At 40.0% G+C, this 15,952-nt stretch carries 13 protein-coding genes; 2 read left to right on the top strand and 11 right to left on the bottom strand.

Translation table 11 applies throughout. The features are described from left to right. Positions 1-37: 37 nt before the first annotated feature. The 4 genes from allB to IGI68_RS05695 form a co-directional block, all read right to left on the bottom strand. A complete protein-coding gene (gene allB, locus IGI68_RS05710) occupies positions 38-1,402 on the bottom strand; it encodes an allantoinase AllB (protein WP_071875286.1) in 1,365 nt (454 codons plus the stop codon). Further along, positions 1,399-2,907: an allantoin permease gene (allW, locus tag IGI68_RS05705; protein ID WP_438731262.1), complete on the bottom strand. Its 1,509-nt coding sequence runs from the start codon at positions 2,905-2,907 to the stop codon at positions 1,399-1,401. The genes allB and allW overlap by 4 nt, the downstream gene beginning before the upstream one ends. Positions 2,908-3,212: 305 nt before the next feature. After that, the gene (locus tag IGI68_RS05700; protein ID WP_438731258.1) at positions 3,213-3,572 is read right to left on the bottom strand and encodes a cupin domain-containing protein; all 360 of its coding nucleotides are present in this window, start codon (positions 3,570-3,572) and stop codon (positions 3,213-3,215) included. 124 nt (positions 3,573-3,696) lie between these two features. Beyond that, entirely contained in the window at positions 3,697-4,905 is a 1,209-nt protein-coding gene (locus IGI68_RS05695; RefSeq protein WP_438731255.1) for a pyridoxal-phosphate-dependent aminotransferase family protein, read from the bottom strand. A gap of 181 nt (positions 4,906-5,086) precedes the next feature. On the opposite strand from IGI68_RS05695, the gene IGI68_RS05690 reads away from it, so the two are divergent. Beyond that, the gene (locus IGI68_RS05690; RefSeq protein WP_438731252.1) at positions 5,087-6,709 is read left to right on the top strand and encodes a PucR family transcriptional regulator; all 1,623 of its coding nucleotides are present in this window, start codon (positions 5,087-5,089) and stop codon (positions 6,707-6,709) included. Between the two features lie 60 nt (positions 6,710-6,769). Here IGI68_RS05690 and allC read toward each other — a convergent pair whose 3' ends face one another. The 7 genes from allC to allE form a co-directional block, all read right to left on the bottom strand. Beyond that, entirely contained in the window at positions 6,770-7,990 is a 1,221-nt protein-coding gene (allC, locus tag IGI68_RS05685) for an allantoate deiminase (protein ID WP_071875282.1), read from the bottom strand. Positions 7,991-8,131: 141 nt separating this feature from the next. Continuing rightward, the gene (gene arcC / locus IGI68_RS05680; RefSeq protein WP_273232164.1) at positions 8,132-9,070 is read right to left on the bottom strand and encodes a carbamate kinase; all 939 of its coding nucleotides are present in this window, start codon (positions 9,068-9,070) and stop codon (positions 8,132-8,134) included. Next, entirely contained in the window at positions 9,071-9,913 is an 843-nt protein-coding gene (locus tag IGI68_RS05675) for a DUF2877 domain-containing protein (protein ID WP_438731247.1), read from the bottom strand. 6 nt (positions 9,914-9,919) lie between these two features. Then, positions 9,920-11,185 (bottom strand): DUF1116 domain-containing protein, encoded by a 1,266-nt coding sequence (locus tag IGI68_RS05670; RefSeq protein WP_071875279.1) that lies wholly within the window; start codon positions 11,183-11,185, stop codon positions 9,920-9,922. A gap of 2 nt (positions 11,186-11,187) precedes the next feature. Beyond that, positions 11,188-12,951 (bottom strand): acyl-CoA synthetase FdrA, encoded by a 1,764-nt coding sequence (gene fdrA / locus IGI68_RS05665; protein WP_438731244.1) that lies wholly within the window; start codon positions 12,949-12,951, stop codon positions 11,188-11,190. A gap of 25 nt (positions 12,952-12,976) precedes the next feature. Beyond that, positions 12,977-14,044, bottom strand: a complete 1,068-nt coding sequence (allD, locus tag IGI68_RS05660) for an ureidoglycolate dehydrogenase (protein WP_273232216.1) — start codon at positions 14,042-14,044, stop codon at positions 12,977-12,979. Between the two features lie 13 nt (positions 14,045-14,057). Next, positions 14,058-14,843: a (S)-ureidoglycine aminohydrolase gene (gene allE, locus IGI68_RS05655; protein WP_071875276.1), complete on the bottom strand. Its 786-nt coding sequence runs from the start codon at positions 14,841-14,843 to the stop codon at positions 14,058-14,060. Between the two features lie 245 nt (positions 14,844-15,088). Between allE and IGI68_RS05650 the strand changes: the two genes are divergently transcribed. Continuing rightward, entirely contained in the window at positions 15,089-15,922 is an 834-nt protein-coding gene (locus IGI68_RS05650) for an alpha/beta hydrolase (RefSeq protein ID WP_438731239.1), read from the top strand. Positions 15,923-15,952: the final 30 nt, after the last annotated feature.

The raw sequence follows: 15,952 nt of genomic DNA, 5'->3' as shown, positions 1-15,952 counted from the left end.
AGTGAATACGCCCCCAACAATCTTTTTTTGTTTTTACTTATTTTTTAATAAAGACACCTGGGAATTCACTTGTTACTCCCGCATCTTGACTATAAACTGTTTGTCCACGTAAGATTGTGTGTACCACTTGCGCCCCGATTTCACGACCGATATAAGGACTGATTTTGTTACGGTACTCTAAATCTTCTGCTTCCAAGGTATATGGTGCATCCGGTTTAATTAACACGAAGTCTGCATCTTTTCCAATACTGATGCGTCCTTTTTGTTCTAAACCAAAACGATCTGCTGGATTCGTTGCAATGATTTCTGCAAATTTTTTCAATGGTAATCCACGTTTTTGAACGCCTTCATCAAAGAGGATATCCACATTATTTTGGATTCCAGAGATTCCACCCCAAGCTTCGAAAGCATTTTCTTTATCTTTCAAATCTGGTGTACATGGAGAATGGTCAGAAGTCACGAAGTCTAAACCGCCATTTTCAACATGTTTCCATAACCCTGCTTGTTGCTCAGCGTCACGAATTGGAGGGGAACATTTCACGACTGGTCCAATGGCGTCTAATTCATCTGTCGTAAAGTATAGATAGTGTGTACATGTTTCACACGTCACGTCAACGCCTTCTTTTTGCGCTTTTACAACTTCATCGACACCTTCTTGACAAGCAATGTGACAAATATGAACACGACAGCCAGTAACTTTTGCTAGATAAATGACACGACGAATCGATTCTACTTCCGTAAACACCGGACGAGTATTGACATAAGCAGCTAGGGTTGTTTCGCCATTTTTATAAGCAATTTCCCCTAAACGATCGGTAATATCTGGATTTTCCGCGTGCACGGCTAATACTTTACCCGTTTTCGCAATTTGTTTCATTCCTTCATATAATGAATAGTCATCGACATTTTCAAAATCGCCGTCAATTGTACGGTCACCACAAGTTCCTAAGAAGCACTTGTAAGCTGCGACACCGTTATCATTTAATTCTTGAATGCCACCTTTTAAGTTAAATGGTACAAGGCCACCATAAGATGCAACATCGACTTTCAGACGATCTTTACCTGCGGCATATTTAATTTCAATGCTTTTTCCATCAACAGTTGCTGGAATTTGGTTTAATGGCATTTCCATAATAGATGTTACGCCACCTTTAGCACATGCAGCTGTACCGGTCACATATCCTTCCCACTCATCACGGTAATTGCCGCCTGGATCGGTAATATGTACGTGCGCATCGACCATTCCCGGGCTAACGATTAAGCCTGTTGCATCGACCACTTCTGCCCCCTCTAAATTTTCGCCGATTGCGACAATCAGACCGTCTTTTACAGCAACGTCTGTTTGTACTTCTCCGCTTTCTAAAATTACTAATCCATTTTTGATTACTAAATCATGACTCATTCTTTGTTTCCTCCCTTAGATTGGTTTTCATAAATGGGTGTAGCTTCTTTGGTGAGTGTAGCTTTTTTTAATACTAAATAAATAACAAAAGCAGAAATAAATCCAACGAACCATGAAACATCTGAGAGCACTTTGAATGTTGGTACGAATTGGCCAATGAGCGATAAGATTAACGCTACGATTGTCGCAATATAGGCTGGTTTATTCAACCCGTAGTATTGGTTCTTTTCATCGTGTTCCTCGACATTCATGTAAAGTTCATCTAAATTGATTTCTTCTTTTTGAACAAAAAAGTAACTGGCAATCATTACGCCGGCAACAGGACCTAAAACGGCTCCGATTGAATTCAAGAAGATAAAGATACTATCCGCATTTTCCATTAATTTCCATGGCATAATGAGGAAACTAATGATACTCGCTACAATAACACCTGATTTATAGTTTAATTTTTTCGGAAATAGCGCGGTTAGTTGGTATCCTGCTGGAATAATATTCCCTGTTGCATTGGTTGAAATCGTTGTCAATAAGAAAACAGACATGGCTAAAATAATTGCTGGGAAGCTATCCCAACGTTCGATTAAGTTTAAGATATTCCACTCTTGAATACCATAGTGAATGGATCCACCAATTAAAATAACAACACTTGAGAAAGCAAACATCAGGTATGCAACCATTAAACTTAACGTTTGACCCATCATTTGCGCTTTTGTCGACGTTGCATTTTGGGTAAAGTCCGACACACTTGCTCCTGGCGCTGCCCAAACAGCAATGACGGAGTTAAAGATAATAAAGTACGCCCAAATCGGATTGATTGAACTGGTCGCATCTGGAATGCTATAAGCTAAGATTGGCCCAAAGCCACCTGCAACACGTAATGCCCAAATCGCCATTCCTCCAACGACGATATAAATCATCGGGCTTAAAATCGCAGTGAATTTATTTAAAATACCGCCGCCACCTAACCCAATTAAAACGTTAATAAACCAGAAAATCGTAAATGAAATCAGTCCTGGAACACTAATCCCTAAAATTTGTGTACCACCACCAATTTCTAAAAATCCAGGCCAAATTTTCCCAATCATAATCAATAATGCCAATGAACCTGTGTAGTTTTGTAACCCAAACCAAGCAATGGCCGCAACGCCTCCGCGTAAGAATCCGGGTAATTTTGCTCCTAAGTTACCGTAAGTAGCTCTTAGATGCATGGCAAATGGAATCCCATATTTTGATCCTGCTTTTCCGTTAAGCGTTAGAAAAGCCGATACAAACAAGGCACTAATCACTACCGCAAACATCACATTAATCGGTGAGAGACCTAAAAAGATGAAGCCTCCAACAGCCGTGTAGTTCGGAATATTATGAACGGAACCCATCCATAACGTAAAGAAGTTTTTTACCCCCATATTTCTTTTGTCTTCTGTTTTTGGTAATAAATCATCATTATAATTCCGTTCTTTGAAGCGTGTAACCTCTTCTTGGGTTACCTGATAATCTTTCATATCCACGTTGAACTCTCCTTTTTCACGAATTAAAACCCTTACATTTTTTTGATAAAAGTGATCTTTTTGTACCTTACGCGCGTTTTTTATCCTAGACGACCTTATCCTTATAAAATGGAATGAATGTTAAAGTCCTTCAACCTTTTATCATCTATATTGTAAGCATTTTTATTCTGACTTTCATTGTCCATAAGTTACAAAGCGTAATTATTGTTTGTTTAATTCGGCTAACGATATTTCATGTGTGATTAAAAAGACAACCATTAGACGAAACGCTGCGTTTAGGTTATATTAGCCGGCTGTTTGTGAATTTATTTCGGAATAAAATCCAATGGCAAAGGTGTCGCTACACCAACGCAAATAAAACGCTCCTGCCCCGTATTTTTCATTCCATGTTGTTCTCCAGGACGAGATAAAATCAAATCACCTACCGTAATTTCAATTTCTTCCCCTTGCGCTGGATAAAAAGTTCCCGTTCCTTGAATGCAAATCCATAAATCATCTGCCTTAGCATGCGCATGGGTAGGGATTTCTTGGCCTGGTTCCAAACACCAGACAGCGCCAGCCGTTTGGTCTGTTTCATAAAAGAGATTCTTTTTACCTTGTTTGTGATCAAATTGAGCAATCTCACTCATTTTAAACAACCGCTGTATCATGCCAGCTTCCTCCATTGTTTCCCCACTCCTTGATTATTTCCACGCCTTCAGAAAGAAAGCGCTCTTATATCAACTTCTTAAAAAAACATCTGACAAAGGATGAACTGTTGCTTCTTTATCAGATGTTTTTATTTCTAGCTTACTTCAAGTATTCTTCTAACGCATACGTACTGCCGACGCCATAATCAAATTCATAGCCTACTTTTTTCAAGACGGTCTCAAAGGCACTTAAAAAATGTAAGACATTCGTTTGACGACTACTGTAACCCATATTTCCTATACGCCAAATTTTTCCTTTTAACGAACCAAATGAAGACGCGATTTCAATTTTGAATTGATCGAGTAATAACGCTCGAACTTCTTCGCCATCGATGCCTTCTGGAATGCGGACAGGAATAACGGTGCCCATTTTTGTTTCCCGTGCGCCGAAAATTTCTAGACCCATCTTTTCTAAACTCTCTGTTAAGATGCGATCATTTTTCGTGTGACGGGCATAGACATTCTCCATACCTTCTAATAACAATAACCGTAAGCCTTCATGTAAGGCATAAACCATCGAAGTCGCTTCCGTATGATGATTGATGCGTTCAGGTCCCCAATATCTTTGTAGTTGTGTTAAATCTAAATAGTTACTCCGAACGTAACGCTCACTTTGTTCATCAGAACCTAAGCCTAGTTCTTTTTGATAGCGTGGTTGAATGTATTTTTCTACACGATCATTATAGGTAATTAATGACATTCCTGATGGTACGCTGACACATTTTTGTGTTCCGGCGATGGCAATATCCACTTTCCAGTCATCCACTTTTAACTCGATACCACCATAAGTTGCAACCATATCCACCACAAAGAATACATCATTTTCGCGACAAAACGCACCGATTTGATCGAGTGGTTGCATTTGTGCATTAGCAGTCTCACCATGAACCATCGCCACAATTTTCGGTTGATGTTCTTTAATCGCTTCAATCACCACGCTCTGTTCAAACGGCGATTCCCAATCTTTTTCTAACCAGACGATTTCTGCTTGTGCACGTTGACAAATCTCACCGAGTAAATACGCAAAACGACCATAAGCTGGAATTAAGACTTTATCTCCGGGTTCAATTAATGCCAATAAAGCCGCTTCTAAACCTGAACGAGACGTGCCATCAATCGCAAAAGCTTGCTTATTTTTTGTACCAAATGGGACTTTAATCATTTCTTTGACTTCATTCATGATTTTTAAAAATTCTGGATCAAACTGTCCTAAAATCGGTTGGACCATTTGACGTAATACGGCAGGATGCGCCTCAACGGGGCCAGGCGTCATAATCGTTCTACCTTCAAAAATAGGTTGTTGATACATTGCGATCCCTCATCTCTTTATATTTTTACTATCTTTATCTTAATGGATAAGCGCTTTCGTTTCATTGTACACATTAACCTAAGATTTACCTTTATTTGTCCGAAAAGTATAAAAAACCTGTCTTTCTTTCGTATTCTCTTGTACAATAAAAGCAATCCATATTCACACTGAGGTGACATTCATGAAAACATTACAAGAATTACTCAATACACCCCGCTTTTCTGACCTGATTGTTTTATCCACACATAAATCGTTGGAGCAACCAATTGAAAGCGCTGAAATTACTGAAACACCCGACGTTGCCAATTATATTCCTCAACATACGATTATTTTGACAACGGCGATGAATTATCAACATGACCAAACAGGGCTTAAGCGGTTGATTCGTGAATTAAAAGAGCATCAATCCGCTGCTTTGGCTATCAAAACAGGACGTTTCTTAAATGAAATTGATCCTCATATCTTAGAATATGCTTCTGAAATAGATTTGCCGATTATTAAAATCCCTGACACACAACCATTAGGCGCTCTTTTGCACCAAATATTAAGCTATCTTTGGAATGATCAAACGCAACAAATGACGTATGCGTTTGATATTCAAAATCGGTTTTCTGATTTGTTGATGCATGATGTGAGCAATGCTCGTTTTATTGCCGAATTCGGGAAAATCATTAATGTGCCGATTATCTTGTTGAGCCCTTGGCAATCGATCATTGCCCATTCGCGCCATTTTTCTGACGAAGGGAAACCCGCATCGCATTATGTCAATCAACTTTCAGCTGAAGACTTTCGCAAAATCGATCGGGAAAAATCGGCTTTCATACTAAAAGATACGGATCACAAACCCGTTCAAATGACGTGTTATCCAATTAAAGTGAATCATTATTTCCCCTTTTATTTATTGATTGTGACACCAGAAAACATTCCTTTTCCGATTTCAGAATTTGCGATTGATCAAGCGATTCTCGTCTTGACGCTAATGCTTTATAAAAATCAGGAAGTCAAAAAATCTTTTGAGCATTTAAAAACAGATTTTTACAATCAACTAATTGATGCCAAAGTGAATCAACAGACACGCAATTGGCTTGATTTAGGAAAGAGTTATGGTCTTATCAAAAGTAAAACGTATCAAGTCGCTATTGCCTATTGTGTTTCGTCTGAAGAGACCAAACATCACGTTCGTTATCAAAAGGAAGAAGGACAAATTGTCGGCAATTGGCTCAATGAATTCTTGCCGCTTCGACTAAAAGATGTCGCAATTTTTAAATTACGGCATACGAATAATCTGTTTCTCTTGTTTCAAACGCCGCAAAGCAATACAGAAGAAGTGCTAATTGAACTTGTAGAAGAACTTCATCACATCCTTCCGATTCAGTTACGCTTTGCTTTTGGGAATGTGCATGAAACGGTAGAAGAAATTGGCGATTCATATATTGAAGCGCTCGATTCTCTTGAGGCAACAACGCAATTACTGTATCCCGAAACCATTCAACACTATCAACCAAAAGGCTTAAGCGGCTTATTTGAAAAACTCGACTTGAAAGATGTTCATTATTTTTGTGAACAGACACTAAAAGAGCTCGCCTATCCAAGTGATGACACAATGATTGAATTGCGAAAAACCTTAGCAACGTTTTTAGGTTTTAACTGTGAGATCACAAAAACCGCGAGTGAACTATACTTACATCGCAATACGATTAAATACCGAATTAAACAATGTGAAGAAATTTTAGGACTCTCCGTCCAAAATACAGAAAATAGTTTAACATTACGGGTAGCGTTAGAATTATCGGCGAGTCGATAATTCATCTGAATTTAGCAAAAAACGGTTTAAGAAAAGCAAAAGCTTTCTTAAACCGTTTTTTTAATAGGCTAATTCGTAGAGTGTATCGGTTAGAATTTTAATTCCTTCGATTAAATCTTCGATATTCGTATTTTCTGCCGGATTATGACTAATCCCACCAATACTTGGTACAAAAATCATCGCCGTTGGATAGTGCGGTGCAATAATTTGAGAATCATGTCCTGCGCCACTATGCATCATGCGGTATTTATAGTTGCCTTTTTCCGCCTGTGATTCAATCACATCCACAATCGTTTGGTCCATTGGAATCGGTAATTCATCCATCCATAATTCGATTTCAATTCCTAATTCATGTTCAGCAGCAATTTCTTTCATTCGCACTTCCAAAGCTTCCGTAAATTCTTTTAAAGCTGCTGCATCCGTATGGCGACAATCAATCGAAAATTCGACTTCTCCTGGCACCACATTGACCGTATTTGGTTTTGGAATTACTTTTCCAAAAGTTAAGACTAACGGATCGCCCACTTCTTTTGCACGATCAATCGCTTCACTACAAATTTTCGCAAAACCATAGACAGCATCGTGACGATACCCCATTGGTGTTGTTCCTGCATGATTGGCTTGCCCTTTTAACACAACCGTATAGCGGCGTTGACCGACAATATTGTTCACTACGGCTACTTGTAGTTGTTCTTTTTCTAACACACTACCTTGCTCGATATGGATTTCCACAAAGGCTTTAATATCTTCGCGTTTTGCTTGTGCTGCTTTAAAATCAAACCCTTGACGACGCATTTCATCAACGAAACGTAAGCCGTTCGCATCGGTGATTTCTGCTACTTCTTGATTGTTCGCTTCACCGACAAAATTTTTGCTCCCCCAAAAAACGGTTGGAAAACGACTGCCTTCTTCTTCAGCTAAAGAAATCACTTCCATTGATCGTTTCGGTTGCCCATAAGTCGACACAAGATATTCCATCGCCGTAAGTGCAGCTAGAACCCCATATTGGCCATCAAGATGACCACCATTTACAACGGTATCAATATGAGAACCAGACATAATTGTTTCTTCAGGAAGTTCTTTTCCCTCAATTCGTCCAAATAAATTTCCTACTGCATCATACTGTGCCTTCATCCCAAACGCTTCCATTTCAGCCTTTACATACTCTTGGCCTGCTTTCCAAACATCGGTGTACAACAGTCGAGTCATCCCCCCTGTTGGATCGCTTCCAATGGCTGATAATTCTTGATCGCGTCGTTCATATGTTTCTGCAATTTCCATGTCAAACCTCCTCAAAACTTGATTGATAACGTGTTACGCGATGATATTCTCTCTTGATCGTTTCGCACGGTTTCTTCTCTTTTCTTTTCAAAAAAACAATCAATCGCTAAGAAGAAGGATTGATTGTTTTTCATACCACCATTAACCGACGATTCTTGTGCCAGCTTTACCTTGTAAGGCTAAATCTGCTTCATCTAGCGCACAAATAATCGCTGTGCGGCCACTGCGTGCAAAGTCAATCGCTGCGCCCATTTTAGGACCCATACTACCATCAGCAAAGTGACCTTCATCCATGTAACGTTGCGCCTCTTCAACCGAAATTTCTTCTAATTTTTGTTGATCTGGTTTGCCCCAGTTAATGTAGACGTTTGGAACATCTGTCAGCATCATAAAGACATCTGCATCCACTTGCTCCGCTAATTTTTTACCTGTACGGTCTTTGTCAATTACCGCTTCTAAACCGACTAATTGACCATTTTCATCGCGGTAAACTGGAATTCCGCCACCGCCACCTGCGATCACAATCATATTTTTATCAACTAAGTGTGTAATCGCATTCACTCCATGGATCAATTCTGGTAATGGTGATGCCACGGCACGACGATAGCCACGACCGGCATCTTCCATCATAAACCAACCTTTTTCAGCTTCTAATACTTTCGCTTCTTCTTCGGTATAGAAAACGCCAATTGGTTTTGTCGGATGATCAAATGCTGGATCATTTTTGTCAACTTCGATTTGTGTCAACATCGTTACAACATCTGCGGTAGAGTCTGTTGAACGAAGACGGTTTTTGATGCTTTGTTCTAACATATAACCAATAAATCCTTGTGATTCCGCGTTACACACATCCAACGGGAAGGGTGGCACGACATCTTTTGCCAGCTCATTTTGTTGTAAAATATTTCCTACTTGTGGACCGTTCCCATGTGTTAAGATCACTTCGTAATTTAATGCCTCAATTTTTGCGATTTGTTCTGCACTGATTTGCACGTTTTTCATTTGTACTTCTACTGTTGCTTCTTGATTCGGGCGTAAAATCGCATTTCCCCCAAGAGCAATTACCACACGTTTAGCCATTTATTTCCTCCTCCTCATTTCGATTAAAGTAGCGGCAATTCCAGCCAACGTATCTGCTCCAGAACTATGTCCATGAGCGACGATTTCGGCGATTCGTTGCGCCATTACTTGTTCATTTGTTGGTTCTACTAACGCTTTTGCTAAATTTAATAATGCTTGGCTGTAACATCCTATCGCAGCCTGCCGCAAATAATGTCGACTCACATCCGTCGTGTAGTCAGGACTTTGCGCTTTTTGCATGATTAACTCATTATTTTCGAGATTGTCTTGTTTTAGTTGTTGTACAAGCAACCACCCTAACAAAAAATCATCGCCTGACGGAGTCAAACCGCGACCGCGTCCAACTAAATAGGTCAAACTTTGTTGTTTGTCCGTTAATTCATTTGAAAACAACCCTTGAATTTCTTGACGAAACGGGAATGTTTTGGCACTCGAAAACGCACTTAATGGGTAATCGAAGCCGGTCATTTCATTGTTTTCTTGAATTTTTTGCAAAAAAAGACACTCACTGGGTAAAATGGACGGATGAATCTGTAGTCTCGAATCAAACGTTTCTCCCATTGTCACGGTCACTTTTTTTTGATCCAAATAAAAAACAAGCTGATTTTCATGAAGCGTAACCTTCTGCAATTGTTGAATCGCACCAAATACTTCGTCAAATATGGGATAGGGCAAATAGATGCCCCCTGGTAAACAGGGGAAATCGATTGGAGCCACTAACGCCAGTTCTTGATGATCCTGATTGGTTAAATTAAACGTTCGCTGATAGGTACTATGCAAAAACCACGTTGTTGCTTGTTTTTGCCAAAGAGAGCGATCCATTTTACCCTGTAAATGTGTCATTTTTTTCTAGTCCTTAAATCCTAATTTTTTTGCATACGCTAAAACGGCTTTTTCGAAACAATCAATTGGTGGCGTAACGGTTCCCGCCCCAATTTGACCTTTACCCGCTTGTTTGTTCGCAATACCAGTATTGATGACTGGTAAAATACCTGTCTCAACAACTTTACGTGCATCAATCCCGATTGGAATTCCTTGGAAATCCCACGTTGGTACTGGGAAGTTTGGATTATGATCAATCGTGATTTCGGTCATTTCGTTACTTGTATTCAGTGCGTCATAGAAACCACCTGAACCTACAAAACGTGTTACGGCAGGAGCCGCAATCATAGACATTCCGCCGACACCATACGTTTCGGTAATCGCACTATCTCCCATATCAGGCGCAGCGTCTTCTTCTGAAAACCCAGAGAAGTATAAGCCTTTTGGTGTATTTACTGGACCAGTAAACCATTCGTCACCCATTCCAGCGATACGAATTCCAAACTCATAGCCATTACGACACATTGCCGTTACAATCGTTCCTTCTTGAATCATCCGCGCGCCATCCATCACCGATTTTGCAGCAGCCATCATAATATTTAAGAAAAATTGATCCGTATCTGCTAAGAATTGCATCACTTCTTCTTTAGCTGTTTGCTCAACATCCGTTAATTTGACGATGCTTGGAGCCATTTCTTTTAAGAAGGCTAATGAACCTGCGATATTACGTTGGTGGAATTCATCTCCCATTGCAATACATTTTGCGACAAGAACATTAATATTCATTTCGCCACGAACTTTGATTGCTTTACTTAACGTAGGTGCTAAGGTATCACGCATCCAACGCAAGCGATTAATCACTTCTTCTGAATTCGCACCAAAACGTAAGACCGCGCCAATTCCTTCATTCATTGTACAGTAAGCGCGATTGCCGTCTGTTTTATTTTCAACGACTAAAACCGGCATATGTGCAGAGGTAATACCGCCCATTGGTCCAACAGCATCCACGTGGTGACAAGGAATTAACGTCACTTCTCCTGCTTCAAGTAAGGCACGAGCATCTTCTGGCGTTTGCGCCCATTCTTCAAATAAGACTGCGCCAATACATGCGCCTTGAATCGGATCAACCATTTGCTCGTATTGAATTGGCGGTCCAGCATGAAGTAAGACTTTTCCTTCATTTAATTCTTCAATGACTGTATGTGCAGGCACGACGTCTAATAAATAGGGTGCTCCTGCGATAATTTTTGAAACGACTGCTTGGTTTGCTTCATCAATTGTTTGGTAAACCATGTTTATTTCCCCTCACTTTTCAATGATACTTTGTTCAAGAAGTTTAACGCTTTTTGTAATTGCACGTTGCCACCAGCAACAGGTTGCCAATCAAACTGAACGACTTTTCCACCATGGTTTGTGATTGCAGCGGCAAAACTACTCAACCCAATGTTTAAAAACTTATCAGTCGTAAGTAACGTATTCAGTGTTTTAGAGACAGCTGGAATTGTCGCCGTTGTTGCTTCTTTATCAACAATCGGTTTCACTTCTTCAACAAGTGGTTTGCCGATGATCGCTAACGCTGTATTCACTGCTTGTGCGTTGCTTTCACAGATAATGACACCTGCTTCTTCCAAGATACGACGTTGGCCATCCATATCTTGTGGATCTTCATCCGTTCCAACAATCGTCGCAATAATCGCTAATTCACGGCCATCTGCTTGGGCATCCGCTTTGACTTTTTTAATCGTTGGTGAAAGCGCGCTCGACATATCTTCATGTGAGCCGTAACCTAAAACGATATCGAGTAACACAACGGCTGTTTCTTCGTCTTGTCCGGCTTTTTCTAATAATTCTTTGCGTTTTGATGGGTCAATCATTGGATGTGGTTTCCCTTGGGTATACATATCATCCCCTAAGTCCATCACTTCATGACCAGCTTCATTTAAAATGTAGCCATCCATGCCATCTAAACTTCCTGAACCAATCGCTTCTTTGATTAACATACCGGCTTCATACGCGAGTGTTCCGCCTGAATAATAACCTTTAATATTTTTTTGAGTTGGTTTCAAGGCGATTTCTGGCACAACGAATGCATCCGCTTCACCTGTTGGCTCTTGCCCTTTGCTTAGTTGAACGGCAATTTTCGCTGTTTCTTCTAAGGTATGTGCATGATAAAGTCCTTTTTCATGATTTTCAGGTTTTTCACCTAAGAAAATCGTTACAACTGGTTTTTTAGAAGCACGTAGCAAGTCTAAGATTTCACCACGAACGCGTGCAGCTGGTGGTTTTGAAATCGCCACGATTACTTCAACATCTGGATCTTGTTCTAATAAAGCAATACTATCTTTGAAAGTCACACCATTTACAGCTTCTTTCAAGTCACGTCCGCCTGTCCCAATTGCATGGGTCACACCGGCACCTAATTTATGAATAATTGTCGTCACTTCTTGAATTCCTGTACCAGAAGCACCAATCACACCAATTTTCCCTCTACGCACAGCATTAGTAAACGCAATTGGGACACCGTTAATAATCCCTGTTCCACAATCTGGCCCCATTAATAATAAGCCTTTTTCATGTGCTAATTGTTTCAAACGAACTTCATCTTCCAATGCAACGTTATCACTGAAACAAAAAACATGTTTACCTTCTTCAATCGCTTTTTCAATTTCTAAGGCTGCATGCGTTCCAGGTATCGAGAAAATCGCAACAGAGGCATCTTCTCCTAATTCTAGCGCTTTATCCCATGTTTTCACGCGTTCTTCGGTCGCGCCGCCTTTGTTTTTCTTACCTTGTTCATCCAAGTAATTTTGTGCTGCCGTTACAATTGTCTCAATCATATCCGCATTATCTAAATCAGCGACAATCACCATATCGTTGGGTGTAGCCGTTTCTAATTCTTCTGTATACAAGCCACCTGTTTTAAAAATATCTTTATTAGCGGGTGTCCCCATCATGACAGAGATACTGTTGACCCCTTCCATTTCTTCTAAATGGTTCGTCAATAACATTAAAACGATTGAATCTTGGTAACTATTTTTTTCAATAATTGTGTGTAACATACACTTCTTCACTCTCTTTCTTGGATTATTTAGCAAAAGCACCTTTGCCACCATATTGATCGAAGTGAACGGTCTCACTTTGTAAGTAATCGACAATTGGTTTTGCAACCGGAATTCCTTCTGCCATATAGTTATCGTAACATTTTTTGCTCAATTCTCCTGGGTAATAGACTTGGTCAAATCCATTTGCTGGTTTAATTGCATGCAGTTCGGTCACCATTTGAAGAATGCGTTGTTGGAAAGCAATCGGATCAGTGAATTTGGCTGGATCAATCAGTAAAAACATTTGACCTAAGTTCCGTTTTGCCGTTAAGTCATCATACATCGAAGAAACATGTTTTCCAAATGGCAAACCAAGTAATGAGCCGGCTAAAATATCGACCATCATCATTAAGCCATACCCTTTTGCACCTGCAATTGGTAATAAGCCATTCACCGCATTTGGATCAGTTGTTGGATTCCCCTCTTTATCAACCGCCCAAGTATCCGGGATTTCGCGTTGTTTCGAACGCGCATCTAAAATTTTGCCCCAAGCTTGTACTGTTGTAGCCATATCAAAGACAACGGGTGGTTGCCCTTCACATGGTGTGGCAAAAGCAATGGGATTTGTTCCGAAATAATTTTCACTGCCACCAAATGGGACAACCATTGGATCGGATTGGCACATCGATAGCGCGACATAGCCTTCTTCTGCCGCTTTTTTCACGTAGTAAGATAACGCACCACTATGCCCCGTTTGAGAAATCCCTACAAAAGCCAAACCTGATTCCTCAACCATTTCGAGTGCATATTTTAATGCTTCATTACATACATAATGCCCCATGCCATTATCTCCATGGACGATCCCTGTCGAAGGCCCTGTTTTTTCAAACGTAATATTCGGATGAAGCGTCGTTCCTCCTTTGGCAATTCGTTCCGCATAATAATCAACACGAACGGCTCCATGAGAATGAATCCCACAAGCATCCGCAAACACTAAATGATTCGCTGCTTCATTGGCAGCCTCTTCTGGCAAACTCGCCTTCATTAATTTTTTCTTAATTAATTGATGTAAAATTTCCGGTTTTAACACCGTTATTTCTGTTTCTGTCATGATTATCGGCTCCTTAAATTTGGGGATCTCTATTACAATCTTTTGAGTAGACGTAAGATAGCGGTTCATCGCGACCAACAGCATAAGCAGCTTGGTGTACATACGCACTCATAAAGATATAGTCGCCTTTTTCTACAGGATACCACTCATTATCTAAATTATACATTCCTTGACCGCTGAGTAAGTAAGCACCATGTTCTTGGAAATGTGTTTCAACGTACGCATGACTTGCTCCTGGTTTAAATGTTAAAATGTGTAAATTCATATCAAAGGCTGTTTCTGTTGGTAAAAATTCATAATACAACACATCTGACATTCCTTCGTACTCAATTGGTGTTAAGTCGTTGACGTTGCCAATGACTTTATACGTTTCATGACCTTCTAAGACTTCATAACGTTTTTTGTATAAAAAGACTTCAGTATTTTCCGTTTGAGCATTCTTCATAAACATTTTCACACCAGCTGGATAATACGCATAACCACCTGTCTCTAATGTATGTTCTTCCTCGCCATCTGAAACTGTCAATTTCCCTTCAATCACATAAACCATTGTTTCAACACCATCGCCACCAAAACCGGTTTCTTGTGCACCATTTTCTAAAAACGTTGCAATGTAATCAACAAAATTCGCACCTAAACGTGGTGAACCTAAGATCGAAATTTCGACATTAACAAAACCTGGAATACTATTTTTTACTAGACCATCATGTGGTAGGATCGCGTAATTATTTTTCCGCACAACTGCTCTTGATGTTAATATTTCTTTTTGATAGCCGACTCGATTATTTTTGTAACCCATATTGAATTCTCTCCTCTTTCTTTGTTTAGCTACTTGAGGGATTTTTAATTGTTTGTGCAATGCCTGTATCGTTTAACAATCGCTTTATTCCTTCAATTAATCTCTACACCCATTGTAAGCGCTTCGTGACGATTCGTCATTGTGCATCTAATACAAATAATCCTTTCATTTTGTATCTTTGTGACATAATATATTCAAATAGAAGCGTTAGAATAAAAAATAACACTCAAATAGGAGGATCACAAATGTTTACCAAAAAAATTTCACAAATTTTAACGGACTCATCGCCCATAATCGAAGCGAGTATCTATACTCCTGAAAACACGACAAAAGAGGCGATTATCTATCTTCACGGTGGCGGACTCGTTTTTGGACAACGCGATGACTTACCGCACGCGTATATCGAGGCTTTTACAAACGCAGGACATCCCGTGATTACCTTAGATTACTTGTTGGCACCGGAAGTGAAGTTACCGACCATTCTCGCAACTCTCAAACAGACTCTTGAAAAAACGATTGAAATACTTCCTTCATGGGGATTTTCCTCTGATTATGCCTTAATGGGAAGATCAGCTGGGGGTTACTTAGCCGCCCTCTTAATCAAAGAAGGATTTACGCCAAAACATCTCATTAGTTTTTACGGGTATTATACCTTAGACGTCCCAGCCTTTCGACAACCTAATCCACAATATCTCGTTTTTCCGCGCGTAGCACCGATGGAAGTCGAAGCTTTAATTGAACAAAAACCGATTGTCAGCGGCGAGATGTTTAAACGTTATCCGATTTATTTATCGGGTCGTCAATTTGGTAACTGGTTGCCAAAAATCTTACCCTCTTTACGCGATGTCGCGACTTTCTCATTAAATGAGGATACGTTAAACTCTTTTCCACCAACAATTTTTGTGCATAGTACCCAAGATTCAGACGTTCCTTATGAACTCTCGCGGATGGCGAGCACGCTCGTTCCAACCAATCAATTGATTACAATTGAAGGAAATGAGCACGATTTTGATCGTCATGCGACACCCGAAACACTCAATGTTTACCAAGCAGTGATTACTTTTCTAGAAGAAGCATGAGCGTTGTAAGACGATTCCTACTTCACGTCG

The organism is Enterococcus sp. DIV1314a (genome assembly GCF_051713805.1).
Taxonomy (GTDB): Bacteria; Bacillota; Bacilli; order Lactobacillales; family Enterococcaceae; genus Enterococcus_I; species Enterococcus_I aquimarinus.
Note: the sequence above shows the minus strand (reverse complement) of the source record. Positions and strands in the feature narration are given on the sequence as shown.

Excerpts from the sequence above, each read along its gene's own strand:
- allB (WP_071875286.1), bottom strand. The coding sequence starts at position 1,402 with ATGAGTCATGATTTAGTAATCAAAAATGGATTAGTAATTTTAGAAAGC.
- IGI68_RS05700 (WP_438731258.1), bottom strand. The coding sequence starts at position 3,572 with ATGGAGGAAGCTGGCATGATACAGCGGTTGTTTAAAATGAGTGAGATT.
- IGI68_RS05695 (WP_438731255.1), bottom strand. The coding sequence starts at position 4,905 with ATGTATCAACAACCTATTTTTGAAGGTAGAACGATTATGACGCCTGGC.
- IGI68_RS05690 (WP_438731252.1), top strand. The coding sequence starts at position 5,087 with ATGAAAACATTACAAGAATTACTCAATACACCCCGCTTTTCTGACCTG.
- allC (WP_071875282.1), bottom strand. The coding sequence starts at position 7,990 with ATGGAAATTGCAGAAACATATGAACGACGCGATCAAGAATTATCAGCC.
- arcC (WP_273232164.1), bottom strand. The coding sequence starts at position 9,070 with ATGGCTAAACGTGTGGTAATTGCTCTTGGGGGAAATGCGATTTTACGC.
- IGI68_RS05675 (WP_438731247.1), bottom strand. The coding sequence starts at position 9,913 with ATGACACATTTACAGGGTAAAATGGATCGCTCTCTTTGGCAAAAACAA.
- IGI68_RS05670 (WP_071875279.1), bottom strand. The coding sequence starts at position 11,185 with ATGGTTTACCAAACAATTGATGAAGCAAACCAAGCAGTCGTTTCAAAA.
- fdrA (WP_438731244.1), bottom strand. The coding sequence starts at position 12,951 with ATGTTACACACAATTATTGAAAAAAATAGTTACCAAGATTCAATCGTT.
- allD (WP_273232216.1), bottom strand. The coding sequence starts at position 14,044 with ATGACAGAAACAGAAATAACGGTGTTAAAACCGGAAATTTTACATCAA.
- allE (WP_071875276.1), bottom strand. The coding sequence starts at position 14,843 with ATGGGTTACAAAAATAATCGAGTCGGCTATCAAAAAGAAATATTAACA.
- IGI68_RS05650 (WP_438731239.1), top strand. The coding sequence starts at position 15,089 with ATGTTTACCAAAAAAATTTCACAAATTTTAACGGACTCATCGCCCATA.